Source organism: Treponema saccharophilum DSM 2985 (genome assembly GCF_000255555.1).
GTDB lineage: Bacteria > Spirochaetota > Spirochaetia > Treponematales > Treponemataceae > Treponema_D > Treponema_D saccharophilum.
In genome coordinates this window covers 73,718-92,635 of the sequence record NZ_AGRW01000053.1, presented here as the reverse complement: position 1 = coordinate 92,635, position 18,918 = coordinate 73,718, and the positions used below count along the sequence as shown (strand labels likewise).

Here is an 18,918-nt window from a genome sequence, read left to right as displayed (position 1 = left end):
TACCAAATAAGGAGCTTATTATGGCTACAAAAAAGGTTACAGCAGTAATTAAACTTCAGTGCCCGGCAGGAGCTGCTACTCCTGCTCCGCCGATTGGACCTGCTCTCGGACCTCATGGCGTTCCCGCGCCGAAATTCGTTCAGGAATTCAACGACAGAACGAAGAACATGGAAAAGGGACTCATCATCCCGGTCGTCATCACGGCTTATGCAGACAAGTCGTTCACCTTCATTCTCAAGACACCGCCGGCTGCGGTTCTCATCAAGAAGGCTTTGAAGTTGGAAAAAGGTTCTGCAAATCCTCTCCGCGACAAGGTCGGCAAGCTTTCTGCCGCTCAGCTTGAGGAAATCGCAAAACAGAAGATGCCCGACATCAATGCAAATGATCTTGAGGCTGCAAAGAAAATCATCGCTGGAACTGCTCGCAGTATGGGCGTTGAAGTGGAGGCTAACTAATGAAACACGGCAAGAAATATCGTGACTCGCTCAAAAAGTACGATCCGCAGCAGTCTTACAAAGTTGCGAAAGCTTGTGAGTTGGTGAAGGAGCTTCACTACGTCAATTTCGACGAGACGGTTGAGCTTCACGTTGCTCTCCGCCTTGGAAAGAGCCAGACAGTCCGCGACACGCTCGTTTTTCCGAACCAGTTCACGGCTGAGAAGAAAGTTCTCGTGTTCTGCTCTGACGAGAGGGCAAAAGAGGCTTTGGACGCCGGTGCAGCGTACGCTGGTGCGGCTGAGTACATCGAGAAGGTAAAGGGCGGCTGGCTCGACTTCGACGTCGCTGTCGCTACGCCTGATATGATGAAGGACGTCGGCCGTCTCGGTATGGTTCTCGGACGCAAAGGCTTGATGCCGAACCCGAAGACCGGAACCGTTACGAATGATATCGTTTCTGCAATCAACGAGCTCAAGAAGGGCCGCACGGAATTCAGGGCTGACAAGACTGGAATCATCCACATCGCTGTCGGCAAGGTTTCCATGGAGCCTGCTAAGGTCGCCGAGAACATCACGACGCTCCTTACCGAGCTTGACCGCAAGAAGCCGGCTGATGCCAAGGCTGATTTCGTTCGCTCTGTTTCTGTCAGCTCTTCAATGGGACCTGGCGTCTGGGTTGACGTTAAGGAGGAGGCGTAATCTATGGCTATCATGGCTAAAAAACTCCAGCCCGCTAAAACTGCGGCTATCGAGGCTACAAAAGAGTCTTTCAAGGACTACAACGACTTCATTTTCACCGAGTACCGCGGCTTGACGGTTGAGCAGATTACCGCTCTCCGCAAGAAGCTCTACGAGAAGAATGCCCCGCTCAAGGTTGTGAAGAACAACTTCGCGCGCGTTGCGTTCGACGAGATGAAGATTGAGAACGTCGCTGACTACCTCAAGGGACCGACTGCCATCGTTATGGCGAAAGAGGATTCCAACGAGGCTGCAAAAGTTCTTTTCGACTTCGCGAAGGACAACGACAAGCTCAAGATAAAGGGCGCTTATATCGGGAATGAAATCTACGATGAGAAGAAAATCGAGGCTTACTCGAAGGTTCCCGGAAAGAAGCAGCTCATCGCAATGCTCATGTCTGCTATCAACGGACCGGCTCAGAAACTCGCCGCTACGTTGCAGGCTTACGTGGATAAAAAATCACAGGAAGGCGGTGCCGCTCCTGCTGCTGAAGCCCCTGCTGAGGCTCCTGCTGCTGAGTAATCGGTCTGCGCTTGTGAGGCGGGGTCAAGCTTCATTGCTGTCGATTGTCCCCGCGACATCATATAATGCGGAAAAATCAGTTCAGTTTGTTCTGACCGCATGACAATTTTTTTAGTTCGGATTGCAAATCATCTTTCCGGACGTGCCTATTCAAGGAGAAGATAATATGGCAGCTCTTACAAATGATCAGATTCTCGACGCAATCGCGTCAATGACAGTTCTCGAGGCTTCTGAACTCGTCAAAGCTATGGAAGAGAAATTCGGTGTTACCGCTGCTGTCGCTGTTGCGGCTGGCCCTGCGGCTCCGGCTGCTGCTGCTGAGGAGCAGACTGAGTTCACCGTTACTCTCGACGAGGTTGGCGGAAACAAAATCGCTGTCATCAAGGCTGTTCGCGCTATCACTGGTCTCGGTCTCGGTGAGGCTAAGGCTCTCGTTGAAGGCGCTCCGAAAGCTCTCAAAGAGGGTGTTTCTAAGGCTGACGCTGACAAAATCATCGCCGACATCGCTGCGGCTGGTGGAAAGGCTTCTGCAAAATAAGCCTTCTGGTTTTCCAGAAAACATATCTATGGCGGCGTGAGCAATCGCGCTGCCGACAAAAAAGGAACCGTCTGCGGAGAACGTTCCGTCAGGAGGTTTTCATCAGAGGTTCTCTTTTGAACAATCTGATTTTTTCATGACGATTGTTCACAGGATGCTTACGTTTCGGATTATCTTTTCGGTTTTCTGGGCGTAAGCATTATTTTTCTCCGAGGGGATTTGTTCGGGACTGTTCCCTATGCTGATTTTCTTCCCCTCGGGACGATGAAGTTGCCGTTTTGCAGGCAGCTGTTTTTTGTTTTTCCGATTCCCGCAAATGTCCTTTGCGCGAATCGCGGGGGCGCCGGAAGAGGTTTTCCGCGATGCCCCGATACATTGCCGAACCGCCGTTGGTTCTGTGCTGTGTTCGAGCGTTCCGTATGTCATACGAACTGTCGTGTCATGTAGCAGAATACAAGGGCTAAAACATACCCATTGGGAGAATTTGATGTTCGCCAAAAGCAGAACGATTAACCGTAAGTACTACGGAAAAGACATCCAGAATTTCATGGACATTCCGAACCTCATCGACATCCAGACGTCGTCGTATGATTCCTTCCTGCAGAAGGAGAAGCTGGAGCGCGGTGAGCCTCTTGAGGAGAAAGGTCTTCAGGAAGTTTTCAAGACTACATTCCCGATTGAAAGCCCCGATGGCGGAATGATTCTCAACTTCGAGAAATACGAGCTTGACGAGCCGGCTCTTTCTGAGCAGGAGTGCAAGCAGAAGAACAGGACGTTCGCGGCTCCCCTTCAGGCGTGGATAAGCCTGACGTTCAAGGACAGCGGCGCGGTTCAGGAAAAGAAGATATTCATGGGCAACATCCCGCTCATGACAGACCGCGGAACGTTCATCGTAAACGGGGCGGAGCGCGTCGTCGTCTCCCAGATTCATCGTTCGCCCGGAGTCATCTTCAACCACGAGAAGGGCGTCTATTCATCAAGGATAATTCCATACCGCGGCTCATGGCTCGAATTCGAAATCGACCAGAAAAAAGAGCTGATTTTCGCGAAAATCGACCGCAAGAAGAAAATTCTCGGAACGATTTTCCTCCGCGCGCTGGGATACGAGTCTCGCGAGGAAATCATAAAGTGCTTCTACGTGACAGAGGACGTCGCGATTGACGCGGCAAACAAGGATTCGCTCGTTGACAGGGTTCTCGCCAAGGCTGTCGAGGTTTCCGACGGTGACGAGACGAAGCGCCTCTTCCGCGCGGGAACGAAGCTCCGCCTTCACGACATCGACGACCTCATCGCGCAGGATGTCAAGAGCATCAACGTAATCAAATTCAACGCGAGAAAAGATCCGGACAACAAGGACGAGGTCAATCCGTCGCTCGACAGCGAGATTATCATCAACTGCTTTGAGCGCGAGGACATGAAATTCGTCAAGGAAGGTTCAGAGAACGAGGAGCCGACGCGCGAGGACGCTATCTCTACCGTCTACAACGTCCTCATGCCGGGCGAGCCGATTTCAATCGAGAATGCCATAAAAGACCTTGAGGGAATGTTCTTCACAATCCGCCGCTACGACCTCGGACGCGTCGGACGCTACAAGCTCAACAAAAAATTCGGCTACAAAGACCCCGTCGACGTACACACGCTCATAAAGGACGACATCATCCAGACGATGAAGCACCTCATCAACGTCTACAACAACGTTGAGCCGCTCGACGATATCGACCATCTCGGAAACCGCCGCATCCGTTCCGTCGGCGAGCTTATGACGAACCAGCTCAAGTCCGCGTTCCTCCGCATGGAGCGCATCGCCAAGGAGCGCATGGGCAACAAGGAAACGGCGACGATGAAGCCGATGGAGCTCATCTCGAACAAGCCGATTACCGCTGCGGTGAAGGAATTCTTCGGCTCGTCACAGCTTTCCCAGTTCATGGATCAGGTCAACCCGCTTTCCGAGCTGACGCACAAGCGCCGTCTGAACGCGTTGGGACCGGGCGGTCTTTCACGCGACCGCGCTGGATTCGAGGTCCGCGATGTACATTACACGCACTATGGACGCATGTGCCCGATCGAGACTCCTGAAGGCCCGAACATCGGTCTTATCGTCTCCCTCGCAATCTACACGAAAATCAACGACTACGGATTCCTTGAGGCGCCGTACCGCAAGGTCGTCAACGGAAAGGCGACGAACGAGGTCGAGTACCTTTCGGCGATGGACGAGGACAAATACTACATCGGTCAGGTTACGGAAGGAATGAAAGCCGACGGCTCGTTCCCGACGGAGATGGTTTCTTGCCGCCACTGCGGCGACTACTCTACGCGTTCCGTGAACGATATCCAGTACATGGACGTTTCTCCGCGCGAGGTTATTTCCGTTTCCGCATCCCTCGTTCCGTTCCTCGAGCACGATGACGCCAACCGCGCGCTCATGGGCTGCAACATGCAGCGCCAGGGCGTTCCTCTTCTTTTCCCGGAGCCGCCTTATGTCGGAACGGGTATGGAGCAGCGCGCGGCTTACGATTCGGGCGTTCTCATCAAGGCGAAGCACGACGGCGAGGTCGTATACGTCTCAAGCACGCTCATCAAGGTCAAGGCTGACGAGACCGGAAAAATCGACGAGTATCCGCTTCTCAAATATCAGCGCACGAACAACGATACGTGCAACCACCAGCGCCCGACTGTCGAGGTCGGCGAGAAGGTGAAGAAGGGCGGAGTCCTTGCCGATGGTCCCGCTACGTTCAACGGCGAGCTTTCGCTCGGACGCAACCTTCTTGTTGGATTCGTTCCGTGGAACGGGTACAACTACGAGGACGCTGTTCTTATCAGCCGCAGGGTCGTCAAGGAGGACATGTACACGTCCATCCATATCAAGGAATTCGAGATGGAGCTCCGCGAGACGAAGCTCGGGCCGGAGAAAATCACCCGCGACATCCCGAACACGAGCGACAAGGACTTGAGGAATCTCGACGAGGAAGGAATCGTAAAAATCGGAACGAAAGTCCGCACCGGCGATATTCTCGTCGGCCGCACGACTCCGAAGAACGAGACCGAGACGACTCCGGAATTCAAGCTTTTGAACTCGATTTTCGGCGAGAAGGCGAAGGAAGTCCGCGACACGTCACTGCGCGTTCCTCATGGCGTCGAGGGCGTCGTCATCGATGTCCAGAGGCAGAAGCGCACGGCAGAGGAGGCTCTCGATCCGGGCGTCGAGGAGAAAGTCAAGGTTCTCATCGCGAACAAGAGAAAGCTCCGCGAGGGCGACAAGATGGCTGGACGCCACGGAAACAAAGGTGTCGTCGCGCGCATCCTTCCCGAAGAGGATATGCCGTACCTTGAGGACGGAACACCGCTCGATGTTTGTCTGAACCCGCTCGGCGTTCCTTCGCGCATGAACATCGGTCAGATTATGGAGTCCGAGCTTGGAATCGCCGGACGCTATCTCAACCAGTACTACGAGTGCCCGGCATTCCAGACTCCGAGCCAGGAGCAGATTGCCGACGAGCTTGAGAAGGCTGGTCTTTCGCGCGACTGCAAGCAGGTTGTCCGCGACGGGCGCACGGGCGAGCCGTTCGTCAACCCGATTTTCGTCGGCGTAATCTACTACCTCAAGCTGCATCACCTTGTCGACGACAAGATGCACGCGCGCTCTACGGGTCCGTACTCGCTCGTCACGCAGCAGCCGCTCGGCGGTAAGGCGCAGTTCGGTGGACAGCGTCTCGGAGAAATGGAGGTTTGGGCGCTCGAGGCTTACGGCGCGGCGAACACGCTCCAGGAGATGATGACGATAAAGTCCGACGATATGAACGGACGCTCGAAGATTTACGAGGCGATCGTCAAGGGCGACCCGTCGGCGACGCCGGGCGTTCCGGAATCGTTCAACGTCATCGTGCAGGAAATGCGCGGTCTTGCGCTCGACTTCACGATTTACGACGCGCAGGGCAAGAGAATTGCCCTCACCGAGCGCGACCAGGAGCTCATCGACAAGGCAAGTGCCGGATTTGAAAAGGAGGACGAGTAATAATGCGCGACATTCAGGATTTCGATTCTATAAAGATAAAGCTGGCTTCACCGGACGACATCAGGTCATGGTCGTATGGAGAGGTGAAGAAGCCTGAGACAATAAACTACCGCACTCTCCGTCCGGAGAAAGACGGTCTCTTCTGCGAGAGAATCTTCGGAACGACGAAGGAGTGGGAATGCTACTGCGGAAAATTCAAGTCTATCCGCTACAAGGGCGTCATATGCGACCGCTGCGGCGTTGAGGTCACTCACTTCAAGGTTCGCCGCGAGCGCACGGGCCACATCGAGCTTGCCGCTCCGGTAAGCCACATATGGTACTACCGCTCCGTTCCGAGCCGCATGGGACTGCTCCTCGACCTTCAGGTTGCGGCTCTCCGCTCCGTCCTCTATTACGAGAAGTACATCGTCATCGATCCGGGCGAAACCGAGTTCAAGAAGATGCAGCTCCTCAGCGAGGAGGAGTACAACACGGCGGAGGAGCGCTACGGCCAGTCGTTCGAGGCGGGAATGGGCGCGGAGGCTATAAAGAAGCTTCTTGAGACGCTCGACCTCGACGAACTTGCCGCGAATCTCCGCGAGAAGATGCGCGAGAAGGGAACGAAGACGGACAAGCGCCTCCTCAAGAGGATTGAGATTGTCGACAATTTCCGCACGTCAGGAAACAAGGCGAGCTGGATGATTCTCGACGTCATTCCCGTCCTTCCGCCAGATTTGCGCCCGATGGTTCAGCTTGAGGGCGGACGGTTCGCGACGAGCGATTTGAACGACCTCTACCGCCGCGTAATCAACCGCAACAATCGCCTGAGCCGCCTCCAGGGACTTTCGGCTCCTGTCGTCATCATCAACAACGAGAAGAGGATGCTTCAGGAAGCAGTCGACGCGTTGTTCGACAACTCAAAGCGCAAGAAGGTCGTCAAGGGCGCTTCGAACAGGCCGCTCAAGTCGATTTCCGACATGCTCAAGGGAAAGCAGGGCCGCTTCCGCCAGAACCTTCTGGGAAAGCGCGTCGATTACTCGGGACGTTCGGTTATCGTCGTCGGTCCGGAGCTCAAGCTCTGGCAGTGCGGTCTTCCGACAAAGATGGCGCTTGAGCTTTTCAAGCCGTTCATCATGAAGAAGCTCGTCGACAAGGACGTCGTTTTCAATATCAAGAAGGCAAAGACGCTCGTCGAGCAGGAAGCCCCCGAAGTTTTCGACATTCTCGATGAGGTCGTCAAAGAGCATCCGGTCATGCTCAACCGTGCCCCGACATTGCACCGCCTCGGAATCCAGGCATTCGAGCCTGTTCTCGTCGAGGGAAAGGCGCTCAAGCTCCATCCGCTCGCGTGCAAGGCGTTCAACGCCGACTTCGACGGCGACCAGATGGCTATCCACGTTCCGCTGACGCAGGCGGCGCAGATGGAGTGCTGGACGCTCATGCTCTCTGCTCGCAACCTCCTCGACCCGGCGAACGGAAATCCGATCGTCCTCCCGTCGCAGGACATGGTTCTCGGAATCTACTACATGACTTCCGTGAAGCCGAACGCGAAGGGAACGGGAAAATGGTTCAGCGACGCCGACGAGGCTACGATGGCTGCCGAAAACGGCTACATCGAATGGGGCGCTCTCATAAAGGTTCCGGCGCCGAAGGATTCGTTCAATGAAGGCGAATTCAAGGCGGGCGACAGGATTGACACGACTGCGGGACGCATCCGCTTCAACGCGGCGATGCCCGACGAGGTCGGTTTCATCAATCCGCATGTCACGAAGGCTGACCTCGAGAAGCGCGTCACGACCGGTATGGGCGACAAGGATTTGAAGAAGATGATTTCCACCGTCTATCTCAGCAAGGGCGCGTGGGTCACGATAAAGATGCTCGATGCCATCAAGGATGTCGGATACAAGAACGCGACGTTCTTCGGCGCGACGCTCTCGATGGACGATATCCTCATCCCGCCGGAAAAGAAGCAGATGGTCGACGAGGCGAACAAGCGCGTCGACGAGTACGTGAACCAGTATTCCAAGGGAACTATCACCGCGGAGGAACGGTACAACAAGGTCACGGATATCTGGGCGCGCACGAACGACAAGCTCACCGACATAATGATGGAGCAGTTCAAGGCGGACAAGGACGGATTCAACACAATCTACATGATGGCTGATTCCGGTGCCCGCGGTTCGAAGAAGCAGATTTCCCAGCTCGCGGCTATGCGCGGACTTATGGCGAAACCGAACGGCGCGATTATCGAGCTTCCCGTAAAGTCGAACTTCAAGGAAGGCCTTTCGGTCATCGAGTACTTCATTTCGTCGAACGGTGCCCGCAAAGGTCTTACCGATACGGCTTTGAAGACGGCTGACGCTGGTTACATGACAAGGCGTCTCGTCGATGTCGCGCAGGATGTCGTCATCAACGAGGAGGACTGCGGAACAATCAACGGTCTCGATTACACTGCCATAAAGAACGGCGACGAGATTATCACTCCGCTTTCTGTGCGCATCGCAGGCCATTTCACGAGCGAGCGCGTCGTCCATCCCGTTACGGGCGAGCTTCTCTGCGACGTCAACGGGTATATCGACGACAAACTCGCGAAGAAAATCGAGGATGCCGGCGTCGAGAAGGTCAAGCTCCGCACCGTCCTTACGTGCGAGGCCGAGCACGGCGTGTGCGTGAAGTGTTACGGAAAGAACCTTGCGCGCAACAAGCTCGTCGAGATTGGCGAGGCTGTCGGCGTAATCGCGGCGCAGTCAATCGGTCAGCCGGGTACGCAGCTTACGATGCGTACGTTCCACGTCGGTGGTACGGCTTCGAAGGAGACAGAGGATAACCGCATCATGCTCAAGTATCCGGTTCTCGTGAACGGTTTTGAGGGAACGAACGTTCCGACGAAATCGGGCAACAGGCTCTTCACGAGAAAGGGTATCATGGAAGTCACGCGCATCCTCGACGTAGTTGAGGACGGAAGCGATGTGAAGGTTCACGACGGTGACAAGGTTCCCAAGGGTTCCGTCATCGCGACTGGAAAGAACGGCGACATCGTTGCAAAGGCGAACGGACGCATCATCGTGAAGAACGGAACGGTCTATCTCGCCGGAAACGACCTCAAGGTTGAAATCAGCAACGGTTCCGAGATTCAGGTGAATGTCGGCGACGTCGTCCAGGCGGGCGACGTAATCGGAACGTTCGATCCGTTCTCTGAGCCGATAATCGCCGAGGTTTCCGGTGTCGTCCATTTTGAGGACGTCATTCCGAACGTTACCCTCGTCGAGAACGTCGACCAGAGCAACGGAAACATCGAGCGCTACATAAGCGACCTCCACCTCGACACGAGGCAGCCGAAAATCCTCATCACCGATGAGGCTGGTAACTCTCTCGCGTCATACTTCCTCCCGGCAAAGGCTGTCCTTTCTGTCGAGGACAACCAGCAGGTCGAGGCGGGCGTCATCCTTGCGAAGATGCCTGTCGCTGCCGCGAAGACAAACGATATTACCGGTGGTCTTCCCCGCGTTTCCGAGCTGTTCGAGGCGAGGAAGCCGAAAGTTCCGTGCGTCCTTTCTCAGATTTCCGGAACTGTCAAATTCGGCAATGTCGTGAAGGGTAAGAGGCAGGTTATCGTCGAGGACGAGTACGGCAAGGAATTCAAGCATCTCGTTCCGATGACAAGGCGAATGCTCGTGCGGGACGGCGACAAGGTCGAGGCGGGCGAGCATCTCTGCGACGGCGCTCCGAGCGCACACGACATCCTCGCCATCCTCGGTGAGAATGCCCTTCAGGAATACCTTATGACCGAAATCCAGCAGGTTTACTCTGCGCAGGGCGTTTCGATTGACGACAAGCACATCGGCGTAATCGTCCGCCAGATGCTCCGCAAGGTTGAGGTCGTTTCTGTCGGTGATACGAAGTTCATCTTCGGGCAGCAGGTTGACAAATACCACTTCCATGAGGAGAACGCCCGCATTGTGGCTGAAGGCGGCCAGCCGGCTGTTGCGCGCCCGATGTTCCAGGGAATCACGAAGGCAGCTCTCGCTACGGATTCGTTCGTTTCCGCAGCTTCGTTCCAGGAGACAACGCGCGTTCTTACGAATGCCGCTATCTCCGGCGCGACGGACAGCCTCCACGGTCTGAAGGAAAACGTCATCATCGGACACAGGATTCCGGCTGGAACGGGTATCCGCAACTACAAGGACATCAAGCTTTTCGACGACGCGCACAACGACCTCGACGAGAAGATGCAGGAAATCCTTGACAGGCAGCGCGAGGAGAAGAAAGCCGAGCAGATTATCGAGGAATCGTTCCTCGACAACGCTGGTTCCGACGAGTAAGCAGGTTCGCAATGGAATGAATTCGATTGAATTTCAATGAAAATCGTCGAATTCATTGACATTGTGTTTGGAAATTTAATACTATTTCCGATAGCATTTCGGTGGGTGTTCGCCTGTCGGATGCTGTCGGTTTTGTCAATTTTACCGGTAGTGCTGACCGGTGTTAAATAGGAGAATAGGCGATGCCTACAATTAATCAGTTGGTTAGAAAAGGTAGACAGTCTGTTGCAAACCAGACTAAAGCTCCCGCGCTTGAGTCTTGCCCGCAGAAACGCGGCGTTTGCACTCGTGTTATGACTGTCACTCCGAAGAAGCCGAATTCGGCTCTTCGCAAGGTTGCTCGTGTTCGCTTGAGCAACGGAATTGAAGTTACAGCTTACATCCCCGGTATCGGACACAATTTGCAGGAGCACTCTGTCGTCCTTATCCGCGGTGGACGTGTTAAGGATCTTCCTGGTGTCCGCTATCACATCATTCGTGGTACGAAGGATACTCTTGGTGTTGATGGACGCAAGCGCGCTCGCTCTAAGTATGGTGCGAAGAGGCCGAAGGCGTAATCCTGCCTGATTGCAACCGTTAAAAAAATACAATAACCGAGGAATACTATGGGAAGACATAAGAAGTCAATCAATCGTCCGATTGTGCCGGATTCAAAATTCAACAGCCCGGTCATCACTAAGTTCGTCTCAAGAATGATGTTGGACGGAAAAAAGGATACATGCACGAAGATTGTCTACGAGGCGTTGGATAAGCTTCAGGCTAAGACAGACAAGAATCCGCTCGAGGTTTTCTTGAAGGCTCTCGACAACGTGAAGCCGGCTGTCGAGGTTAAGTCTCGCCGCGTCGGTGGTGCGACATACCAGGTTCCGGTTGAAATCCGCGATGCCCGCAAAGAGGCTCTCGCAATGAGGTGGATTATCGCTGCAGCTCGCTCTCGCAGCGGCCACGGAATGGCTGACACGCTTGCGGCTGAATTGCTTGATGCATTCAACTCAACAGGTTCTGCATACAAGAAGAAGGAAGATACGCACAAGATGGCAGAGGCGAACAAGGCGTTCGCTCACTACCGCTGGTAGTTCTCCCCGCTCTTATGAAGGCTCCCGCCCATTTGTGGTCGGGGGCTTTTTTTATGAAAAAAACGCTCGAATTCCCCTTGAATTTAATTTCTCAATATTGTATAAAGTGGGAACATATAAAGAGCATAGCAGAGTTCTTTGAAAGAAGGGACGAACTTCGCTTTGTCAAGTTTGGCGGGAACCGTAAAGTCAGCGATTTCGCTTTCAGGTTTGCGCATCTTTGCCCGTTTTGTGGGGTAGGGGTTCCGGTAAAGGCTCTGGATGCCATTTTACTATCGGTTGTTTTTGATGGTTTTGGTAGTTCCAGGAGTTGTTTGGTGTCTTGAATAGATGAGATGCCTTTTTTCTTGAATAATCCAATCCTGATAAACAATTTTTCTATAATCTGGTGTCTGCGAACACGATCTTCTTCTGTATGATGTGGTTGTGTTCTGGCTTAAAGTGCAACACATATATAATTAAGAATGCCGAATTGAAAGTCGGCAAAGGAGAAACACATGGCAAAGGAGAAGTTCGTCAGAACTAAACCTCACATGAACGTTGGTACCATCGGTCACGTTGATCATGGTAAGACAACATTGTCAGCTGCTATCACCATGCACTGCGCTAAAAAGTATGGTGACAAGGCTCTCAAGTATGATGAAATCGATAACGCTCCGGAGGAAAAGGAGCGCGGTATCACAATCAATACTCGCCACCTTGAGTATCAGTCTGACAAGCGCCACTACGCGCACATCGACTGCCCGGGACATGCTGACTACATCAAGAACATGATTACTGGTGCGGCTCAGATGGATGGTGCTGTTCTCGTTGTTTCTGCTCCTGATTCAGTCATGCCGCAGACTCGCGAGCACTTGCTCCTCGCTCGCCAGGTTGGCGTTCCGAAGATTATCGTCTTCTTGAACAAAGTCGACCTCGTCGATGATCCCGATCTTCTCGAGCTCGTCGAGGAAGAGGTTAAGGACACTGTTAAAGAGTACGGATTCTCTGAAGATACTCCGATTATTAAGGGTTCTGCATTCAAGGCTCTCGCTGATGGAGCTACAGATGCTGATACTGCTTGTATCGATGAGCTTCTCAATGCTATGGATACTTGGTTCGATGACCCGGTTCGCGATGCTGATAAGCCGTTCTTGATGCCGATCGAGGATATCTTCACGATCTCTGGACGCGGTACGGTTGTTACTGGTCGTATCGAGCGCGGTGTTATCAACCTCAACGACCCCGTTGAAATCGTTGGTATCCGCCCGACTGCTTCTTCAACAGCTACTGGTATCGAGATGTTCCAGAAGACTCTCGATCAGGGACAGGCTGGTGATAACGTCGGTATTCTTCTCCGCGGTGTTGAGAAGAAGGACGTCGTTCGTGGTCAGGTTCTCGCGGCTCCTGGAACAATCCACCCGCACACAAAGTTCGAGGCTCAGATCTACGTTCTTTCTAAGGAAGAGGGTGGACGCCACAGCCCGTTCTTCACTGGCTATCGCCCGCAGTTCTACTTCCGCACGACTGATATCACTGGTACGGTCGAGCTCGAGGCTGGAACGGACATGGTAAAGCCGGGTGACAATGTCAAGATTATCGGTGAGCTTATCCACCCGATCGCTATGGATGAGGGTCTCAAACTCGCTATCCGCGAAGGTGGTCGCACAATCGCTTCTGGACAGGTTACAAAAATTATCGAATAGTAATTCGTAATTGAATTGAAAATGGAGGAAGGGAAGGGTTTCTTTTCCTCCATTTTGGAGGAAAGATGACTAACAGGAAAATTCGCGTCAGTCTTCGTGCTTTTGATGTGGAGCTTATTGACCAGAGTGCAAAGGCTATTGTGCAGACTGTGCAGAAGGCTGGAGCAAAGGTTTTGGGACCGATTCCCCTTCCGACTCGTGTCAACAAGGTGACGGTTTTGCGCTCACCGCACGTCAATAAGAAGTCTCGCGAGCAGTTCGAGATGCGGACTCACAAGCGCTTGATAGACATTTTTGACCCTTCTGCAGAGGTTATGGACTCTCTGATGAAGTTGGAATTGTCTGCGGGTGTTGATGTTGAAATTAAGCAATAATACTGCGTTGCAGTTGATTGCTAAAAAATAGTACGGTCTCTTGGATCAGAGATGGCGGCTAGAAATGTAGGAGAATCAGAATGAAAGGTCTGATTGCAAAAAAAGTAGGAATGACACAGGTTTTCGATGAAAACGGTAATCTGACACCAGTAACCGTGATCCATGTTGAACCGAATACCGTTGTCGCTACTAAGACAAAAGAAACGAATGGCTATGACGCTGTTGTTCTTGGTTTGGAAGATGTAAAAGAAACAAGAATATCAAAGTCATACAAAGGTCAGTTTCCTGAAGCAGTATCCCCGAAAAGGCATTTGAAAGAATTTAGGGATTTCGAGAAGGAAGTTGCAATTGGGGATCAGATTGGTCTTGAGTTGTTTGAGAAAGTTGGCTTCCTCGATGTGACTGCGACTTCAAAAGGAAAGGGATTTCAGGGTGTTATGAAGCGTTGGGGATTCCACGGTGGACGTGCTTCTCACGGTTCAAAATTTCATCGTGAAGCTGGTGGTACAGGAAATTCTACAACACCTGGACATTGTCTGAAAAACGTGAAGATGCCGGGACATATGGGTTTTGAAAGAGTTACTGTTCAGAATCTTAAAATCGTGAAGATTGACCCAGAACTGAAAGTTATTATGGTTCGTGGTGCTGTTCCTGGAAATAAAAACTGCACGCTGGTCATCAAGTCCGCGGTTAAGAAATAAGGTCGAGGAATAAGATGGAAAAGAAAGTCTATTCAATCGATGGTAAAGAGCTGCGTTCAATTACTCTTGATGATAATGTTTTCGGCCTTCCGGTTAATGAAGATGTTATTTACTATGCCATCACAAATGAATTAGCAAATAAACGTGTTGGTACTGCTTGCACCAAGACTCGCTCTGAGGTTCATGGAAGCAATGCAAAGCCGTATAAGCAGAAGGGAACTGGACACGCTCGTCGTGGTGACAAAAAGTCTCCTATCACTCGTGGTGGTGGAACGATTTTTGGACCGAAACCTCGTGATTTCAGCTACTCAATCCCTAAGACGGCTAAACGCCTTGCGATGAAGTCTATCTTGAGCCTTCAGGCTCAGGCTGACAGACTTACTGTCGTTGAGGATTTTACGATTGAAAGTGGCAAGACGAAGGATTTGGTAAAGATTCTTAACGCTTTTGCAAAAGATGAGAGGACCGTTATCATCCTCAAAGATGATGACAAGAATATTAAGAGAGCTGGACGCAATGTGAAGAACTTGTCGTTCCTTTCTTACAACAGGCTCCGCGCTCATGACCTTTACTACGGAAGGAAAGTTATCCTTTTGGAAGGTGCAGCAAAGAATCTTTCTGAGTTTTTCAAGTCTGAAGAGGAGAGTAAGTAATGACTGACTTGCACGATATTATTATTGCTCCTGTTCTTTCTGAAAAAGCAACAGCTTTGCGCGAAGAAGGAAAGTATGTTTTCAAAGTACAGCCTTCCGCTACAAAACTTCAGATAAAGGATGCTGTGACAAAACTTTTCAATGTGAAAGTGCTGTCTTGTACAACTCTCAATGTCCTTGGTAAGGTCAAGAGGGTTCGTGGAAAGCTTGGAAAGACTTCCAGCTGGAAAAAGGCGATTGTTCGCCTCGCTCCTGGTGAAGTAATCAAGGTATTTGAAGGCGTTTAAGCCTTTTTATTAAGGGGAACCAGATGGCTCTTAAAGTTTTTAAACCATATTCAGCGGGTACTCGTACTCGTATTGATTTGGTAAGAGATGAACTAACAACTGATAAACCCGAAAAAAGTCTGGTATCAGGATTGAAATCTCAGGGCGGACGCGGTGCGGGTGGTCGCATCTCTGTTCGTCATCAGGGTGGTGGACATAAAAGGCGTTATCGCGAGATAGATTTCAAGCGCAACAAGCATGGTATTCCTGGAACTGTAAAGTCCATTGAGTACGATCCGAACAGAAGCGCTAACATCGCGTTGATTTTCTATGCTGATGGTGAGAAACGCTACATTATCGCTCCGAAAGGATTGACTGTCGGACAGAAGATTTACTCTGGCGAGAATGCTGCTCCGGTTGTCGGAAATGCACTTCCGCTCGATACGATTCCTGTCGGATTCACAATCCACAACATCGAGCTCACTTTGGGTCGCGGTGGACAGTTGGTTCGTTCTGCAGGTGCAAGCGCATTGGTAGCTGCAAAAGATGGCGATTACGTTATCGTTCGCCTTCCTTCTGGCGAGACAAGGCGCATTCTCGGAAAGTGCTATGCGACGATTGGTGTCGTTGGCAACGAAGAGAGAATGAATACTCAGTTGGGTAAAGCAGGTCGCAAGAGATGGCTTGGTATTCGTCCGACTGTTCGTGGTATGGCTATGAACCCTGTTGACCATCCGCTCGGTGGTGGTGAAGGTGCCGGTAAGGGACATGTTCCTGTTACTCCGTGGGGTCAGCCGTGTAGGGGCTACAAAACTCGTAACAAGAGAAAGACTTCTAGCCGCTTTATTGTTTCACGTCGCAAGAAGTAAGATAGGAGTTAACGGTGTCAAGATCTGTTAAAAAAGGCCCTTTCATTGCGAAGAGCCTTTATAAAAAGGTTATTGAGATGAACAAGGAGAGTGATAAGAAGATGATAAAAACATATTCTCGTTGCTCTACTATCATTCCTGAAATGGTTGGAAACACTATTTCGGTCTACAATGGAAAGTCATGGATTCCCGTGTACGTAACAGAGAACCTCGTTGGTCACAAGCTTGGCGAATTCTCTCCGACCCGTACTTTCAAGGGACATGGCGGAACAGACAAGTCTGCTGGTAAATGAGGGTGGATATTATGGCTGAAGTAAAAGGTTATGTAGCCACTACAAAATTCCTTATCGCGTCACCTACAAAGGTTCGTCCTGTAGCTCACGTCGTAAGTAGAAGGAATTGTACAGAGGCTTTGGCTATTCTTGACAATATGCCCCAGAAAGGTGCTTCTTTGATCAAGAATACTTTGAAATCTGCAATTGCTAATGCGTTGTATGCGAACAAGAACCTCGACGAGGATTCTCTGTATGTGAAGGAAATTCGTATCGACGAAGGTCCGAGGCTGAAGAGAGTGTGGTTCAGGGCGCGCGGTCGTGCTGATCAGCTTTTGCGCCGTATGTGTCACATTACTGTTATCGTTGCTGAAAAGGCGGGTGAATAAAGTGGGTCAGAAAGTAAATCCTATTGGTTTGCGTCTTGGAATCAATAAAACGTGGCAGTCTCGCTGGTATGCGGCTCCGAAAGATTATGCGAACTGGGTCTTGGAAGATTTGAAGATTCGCGAGTTGGTTAGGTCTTTGCCGGAATGCCAGAATGCTGATATCGCTGAAATCGAGATTGTTCGGCATCCTCAGCGCGTTACTATTGTCGTTCACACAGCACGCCCTGGCGTCATCATTGGCGTAAAAGGTGCGAATATCGAGAAAATCTCTGCTGAGATTCAGTCGAAGCTGACGAAGAAAGTTCAGATCAAGATTAAGGAAATCAAGAGGGCGGACATCAACGCTTCTTTGATTGCTCAGAATGTTGGTCGTCAGTTGGCTGGAAGAGGTTCTTTCAGAAAGGCGTTGAAGCAGGCTTCTTCAAACGCTATGAAGAACGGCGCACAGGGAATCAAGATTCGTTTGTCTGGTCGTCTTGGTGGTGCGGATATGCGCCGCAGCGAAGAGCACAAAGAGGGCAGGGTTCCTCTTCACACGCTTCGTGCTGACATCGATTATGGTACGTTCGAAGCTCACACAACTTATGGAAAGATAGGTGTCAAGGTGTGGGTCTACAACGGAATGAAATATGGTCATGAGCAGAATGACGATGCTGGTCAGCTCGCTCGCAGACCTCGCCATGATCGTTCTGATTCCGACAGGAGCAGAACAAGAAAGACAAATCGTGCTGTAGATGTTGCAGAAAATACTTCTAAGGAGTAATGTAAATGCTTAGTCCTAAAAGAGTTATTCACCGCAAAGTCCAGCGCGGTAGAATTAATGGCTGTGCAACACGTGCGAATTACATCGATTTCGGTGATATTGCTCTCGTAGCTATGGAACCGGTTTGGCTCAACGCTAAGCACATCGAAGCTGCTCGTGTCGCTATCAACCGCAAACTTGAAAGAAAAGGTAATGTTTGGTTGAGGATTTTCCCGGATAAGCCGGTTTCTAAGAAGCCTGCTGACACCCGCATGGGAAAGGGAAAGGGAGCACCGGAGTTTTGGGCGGCTGTCATAAAGCCCGGCGTGATTCTTTTTGAGGTTGGTGGAGTTGATATCAATCTCGCTGAGCAGGCTTTGAAGCTTGCTGCAAGCAAGCTCCCCATCAAAACGAGAATCGCCTTCAAACCGACGAAAGACTAGGAGTAAGAAATGGCTGATACAAAGAAGAAGAATGTAAAGGATTTGTCTTACGCCGAGTTGATTGCTGAGCGCAACAAAGTGAAGCAGGAGTACATGGATCTTCGCTTCCAGTCAGTGATTGGACATGTTGATAATCCGATGCAGAAGCGTTTGTTGCGCCGCCAGATTGCAAAACTTAATACGTTTATCCGCGAAAAAGAAATTTCGGGATTGGATAAATAGGAGTTGACCCGTGGAAGAACAGATTGTTCAGACTAAGGGTGGAAAGCGTTCCTTTGTAGGTATCGTTACAAGCGATAAGATGGATAAAACGATTGTTGTATCCATCGATACAAAGAGAATGGACACTCTTTACAAGAAGTACGTTACACGTACTAAGAAGTGCAAAGCTCACGACGAGCAGAACGAGGCTCACATTGGAGATACCGTTCGTATCGTTGAGTGCAGCCCCATCAGCAAAGATAAATGCTGGAGGCTTGCCGAGATTATTGAACGTGCTAAATAAGCTAGGAGTTAAGTATGCTTCAAATGCAGTCAAATCTGGTTGTTGCCGACAACTCTGGCGCTAAACTTGTTCAGGTAATCAAGGTGCTTGGTGGTTCTCACCGCCGCTATGCCAGTATCGGTGATGTTGTTGTTGTAGCTGTCAAGGAAGCGATTCCGACGTCTACAATAAAGGAAGGTTCAGTTGAGAAGGCTGTAATCGTTCGCGTGTCGAAGGAATACCGCCGCCCGGATGGAACTTATATTCGCTTCGATGACAACGCGTGCGTTATCGTCGATGGAGATAAGAACCCGAAGGGAAAACGTGTCTTTGGACCTGTTGCCCGTGAACTTCGTGATATGGATTACATGAAGATTGTTTCATTGGCTCCTGAGGTTCTGTAATTTCTGTATTTCG

General features: G+C 51.2%; 21 protein-coding genes. All 21 read left to right on the top strand.

Annotated features, from left to right (window positions below):
- Positions 1-20: 20 nt before the first annotated feature.
- The 21 genes from rplK (at position 21) to rplN (ending at position 18,905) form a co-directional block, all read left to right on the top strand.
- Positions 21-455: a 50S ribosomal protein L11 gene (rplK, locus tag TRESADRAFT_RS12045; RefSeq protein WP_002706033.1), complete on the top strand. Its 435-nt coding sequence runs from the start codon at positions 21-23 to the stop codon at positions 453-455.
- Positions 455-1,135, top strand: coding sequence for a 50S ribosomal protein L1 (gene rplA, locus TRESADRAFT_RS12040; RefSeq protein WP_002706032.1), 681 nt, complete (start codon positions 455-457; stop codon positions 1,133-1,135). Before rplK ends, rplA begins: the two co-directional genes overlap by 1 nt.
- A 3-nt stretch (positions 1,136-1,138) precedes the next feature.
- Positions 1,139-1,696 (top strand): 50S ribosomal protein L10, encoded by a 558-nt coding sequence (gene rplJ / locus TRESADRAFT_RS12035; protein ID WP_002706031.1) that lies wholly within the window; start codon positions 1,139-1,141, stop codon positions 1,694-1,696.
- Between the two features lie 166 nt (positions 1,697-1,862).
- Complete coding sequence (rplL, locus tag TRESADRAFT_RS12030; protein WP_002706030.1) at positions 1,863-2,234, top strand: 50S ribosomal protein L7/L12; 372 nt, start codon at positions 1,863-1,865, stop codon at positions 2,232-2,234.
- Between the two features lie 487 nt (positions 2,235-2,721).
- Entirely contained in the window at positions 2,722-6,246 is a 3,525-nt protein-coding gene (gene rpoB / locus TRESADRAFT_RS12020; RefSeq protein WP_002706029.1) for a DNA-directed RNA polymerase subunit beta, read from the top strand.
- A gap of 2 nt (positions 6,247-6,248) precedes the next feature.
- Positions 6,249-10,547, top strand: coding sequence for a DNA-directed RNA polymerase subunit beta' (gene rpoC, locus TRESADRAFT_RS12015; protein WP_002706028.1), 4,299 nt, complete (start codon positions 6,249-6,251; stop codon positions 10,545-10,547).
- Between the two features lie 182 nt (positions 10,548-10,729).
- Complete coding sequence (gene rpsL, locus TRESADRAFT_RS12010; RefSeq protein ID WP_002706025.1) at positions 10,730-11,104, top strand: 30S ribosomal protein S12; 375 nt, start codon at positions 10,730-10,732, stop codon at positions 11,102-11,104.
- Positions 11,105-11,152: 48 nt separating this feature from the next.
- Positions 11,153-11,623: a 30S ribosomal protein S7 gene (rpsG, locus tag TRESADRAFT_RS12005; RefSeq protein WP_002706024.1), complete on the top strand. Its 471-nt coding sequence runs from the start codon at positions 11,153-11,155 to the stop codon at positions 11,621-11,623.
- A gap of 497 nt (positions 11,624-12,120) precedes the next feature.
- Positions 12,121-13,308, top strand: coding sequence for an elongation factor Tu (gene tuf / locus TRESADRAFT_RS11995; RefSeq protein WP_002706022.1), 1,188 nt, complete (start codon positions 12,121-12,123; stop codon positions 13,306-13,308).
- 65 nt (positions 13,309-13,373) lie between these two features.
- Positions 13,374-13,682 carry a 30S ribosomal protein S10 gene (gene rpsJ, locus TRESADRAFT_RS11990; protein WP_002706017.1) on the top strand — a complete coding sequence of 103 codons (309 nt, stop codon included), beginning with the start codon at positions 13,374-13,376 and terminating at the stop codon, positions 13,680-13,682.
- 80 nt (positions 13,683-13,762) lie between these two features.
- Positions 13,763-14,383 carry a 50S ribosomal protein L3 gene (gene rplC / locus TRESADRAFT_RS11985; protein WP_002706016.1) on the top strand — a complete coding sequence of 207 codons (621 nt, stop codon included), beginning with the start codon at positions 13,763-13,765 and terminating at the stop codon, positions 14,381-14,383.
- 14 nt (positions 14,384-14,397) lie between these two features.
- Positions 14,398-15,036 carry a 50S ribosomal protein L4 gene (rplD, locus tag TRESADRAFT_RS11980; protein ID WP_002706015.1) on the top strand — a complete coding sequence of 213 codons (639 nt, stop codon included), beginning with the start codon at positions 14,398-14,400 and terminating at the stop codon, positions 15,034-15,036.
- Positions 15,036-15,323, top strand: a complete 288-nt coding sequence (locus TRESADRAFT_RS11975; RefSeq protein WP_002706013.1) for a 50S ribosomal protein L23 — start codon at positions 15,036-15,038, stop codon at positions 15,321-15,323. The genes rplD and TRESADRAFT_RS11975 overlap by 1 nt, the downstream gene beginning before the upstream one ends.
- 23 nt (positions 15,324-15,346) lie before the next feature.
- A complete protein-coding gene (gene rplB, locus TRESADRAFT_RS11970; RefSeq protein WP_002706011.1) occupies positions 15,347-16,171 on the top strand; it encodes a 50S ribosomal protein L2 in 825 nt (274 codons plus the stop codon).
- A gap of 14 nt (positions 16,172-16,185) precedes the next feature.
- Entirely contained in the window at positions 16,186-16,464 is a 279-nt protein-coding gene (gene rpsS, locus TRESADRAFT_RS11965; protein ID WP_002706010.1) for a 30S ribosomal protein S19, read from the top strand.
- A gap of 11 nt (positions 16,465-16,475) precedes the next feature.
- On the top strand, positions 16,476-16,832 hold the full coding sequence (rplV, locus tag TRESADRAFT_RS11960; RefSeq protein ID WP_040843102.1) for a 50S ribosomal protein L22: 357 nt from the start codon (positions 16,476-16,478) through the stop codon (positions 16,830-16,832).
- Position 16,833: 1 nt separating this feature from the next.
- Positions 16,834-17,595, top strand: coding sequence for a 30S ribosomal protein S3 (rpsC, locus tag TRESADRAFT_RS11955; protein ID WP_002706008.1), 762 nt, complete (start codon positions 16,834-16,836; stop codon positions 17,593-17,595).
- A gap of 5 nt (positions 17,596-17,600) precedes the next feature.
- On the top strand, positions 17,601-18,017 hold the full coding sequence (gene rplP / locus TRESADRAFT_RS11950) for a 50S ribosomal protein L16 (protein WP_002706006.1): 417 nt from the start codon (positions 17,601-17,603) through the stop codon (positions 18,015-18,017).
- 9 nt (positions 18,018-18,026) lie between these two features.
- Positions 18,027-18,239: a 50S ribosomal protein L29 gene (rpmC, locus tag TRESADRAFT_RS11945; protein WP_002706004.1), complete on the top strand. Its 213-nt coding sequence runs from the start codon at positions 18,027-18,029 to the stop codon at positions 18,237-18,239.
- 10 nt (positions 18,240-18,249) lie between these two features.
- Positions 18,250-18,522, top strand: coding sequence for a 30S ribosomal protein S17 (rpsQ, locus tag TRESADRAFT_RS11940; protein WP_002706003.1), 273 nt, complete (start codon positions 18,250-18,252; stop codon positions 18,520-18,522).
- 14 nt (positions 18,523-18,536) lie between these two features.
- Positions 18,537-18,905 (top strand): 50S ribosomal protein L14, encoded by a 369-nt coding sequence (gene rplN / locus TRESADRAFT_RS11935; protein WP_002706002.1) that lies wholly within the window; start codon positions 18,537-18,539, stop codon positions 18,903-18,905.
- Positions 18,906-18,918 lie beyond the last annotated feature (13 nt).

Bases quoted from the DNA above. Each gene is read 5' to 3' on its own strand.
- rplK (WP_002706033.1), top strand. From the start codon at position 21: ATGGCTACAAAAAAGGTTACAGCAGTAATTAAACTTCAGTGCCCGGCA.
- rplA (WP_002706032.1), top strand. From the start codon at position 455: ATGAAACACGGCAAGAAATATCGTGACTCGCTCAAAAAGTACGATCCG.
- rplJ (WP_002706031.1), top strand. From the start codon at position 1,139: ATGGCTATCATGGCTAAAAAACTCCAGCCCGCTAAAACTGCGGCTATC.
- rplL (WP_002706030.1), top strand. From the start codon at position 1,863: ATGGCAGCTCTTACAAATGATCAGATTCTCGACGCAATCGCGTCAATG.
- rpoB (WP_002706029.1), top strand. From the start codon at position 2,722: ATGTTCGCCAAAAGCAGAACGATTAACCGTAAGTACTACGGAAAAGAC.
- rpoC (WP_002706028.1), top strand. From the start codon at position 6,249: ATGCGCGACATTCAGGATTTCGATTCTATAAAGATAAAGCTGGCTTCA.
- rpsL (WP_002706025.1), top strand. From the start codon at position 10,730: ATGCCTACAATTAATCAGTTGGTTAGAAAAGGTAGACAGTCTGTTGCA.
- rpsG (WP_002706024.1), top strand. From the start codon at position 11,153: ATGGGAAGACATAAGAAGTCAATCAATCGTCCGATTGTGCCGGATTCA.
- tuf (WP_002706022.1), top strand. From the start codon at position 12,121: ATGGCAAAGGAGAAGTTCGTCAGAACTAAACCTCACATGAACGTTGGT.
- rpsJ (WP_002706017.1), top strand. From the start codon at position 13,374: ATGACTAACAGGAAAATTCGCGTCAGTCTTCGTGCTTTTGATGTGGAG.
- rplC (WP_002706016.1), top strand. From the start codon at position 13,763: ATGAAAGGTCTGATTGCAAAAAAAGTAGGAATGACACAGGTTTTCGAT.
- rplD (WP_002706015.1), top strand. From the start codon at position 14,398: ATGGAAAAGAAAGTCTATTCAATCGATGGTAAAGAGCTGCGTTCAATT.
- TRESADRAFT_RS11975 (WP_002706013.1), top strand. From the start codon at position 15,036: ATGACTGACTTGCACGATATTATTATTGCTCCTGTTCTTTCTGAAAAA.
- rplB (WP_002706011.1), top strand. From the start codon at position 15,347: ATGGCTCTTAAAGTTTTTAAACCATATTCAGCGGGTACTCGTACTCGT.
- rplV (WP_040843102.1), top strand. From the start codon at position 16,476: ATGGCTGAAGTAAAAGGTTATGTAGCCACTACAAAATTCCTTATCGCG.
- rplP (WP_002706006.1), top strand. From the start codon at position 17,601: ATGCTTAGTCCTAAAAGAGTTATTCACCGCAAAGTCCAGCGCGGTAGA.
- rpmC (WP_002706004.1), top strand. From the start codon at position 18,027: ATGGCTGATACAAAGAAGAAGAATGTAAAGGATTTGTCTTACGCCGAG.
- rplN (WP_002706002.1), top strand. From the start codon at position 18,537: ATGCTTCAAATGCAGTCAAATCTGGTTGTTGCCGACAACTCTGGCGCT.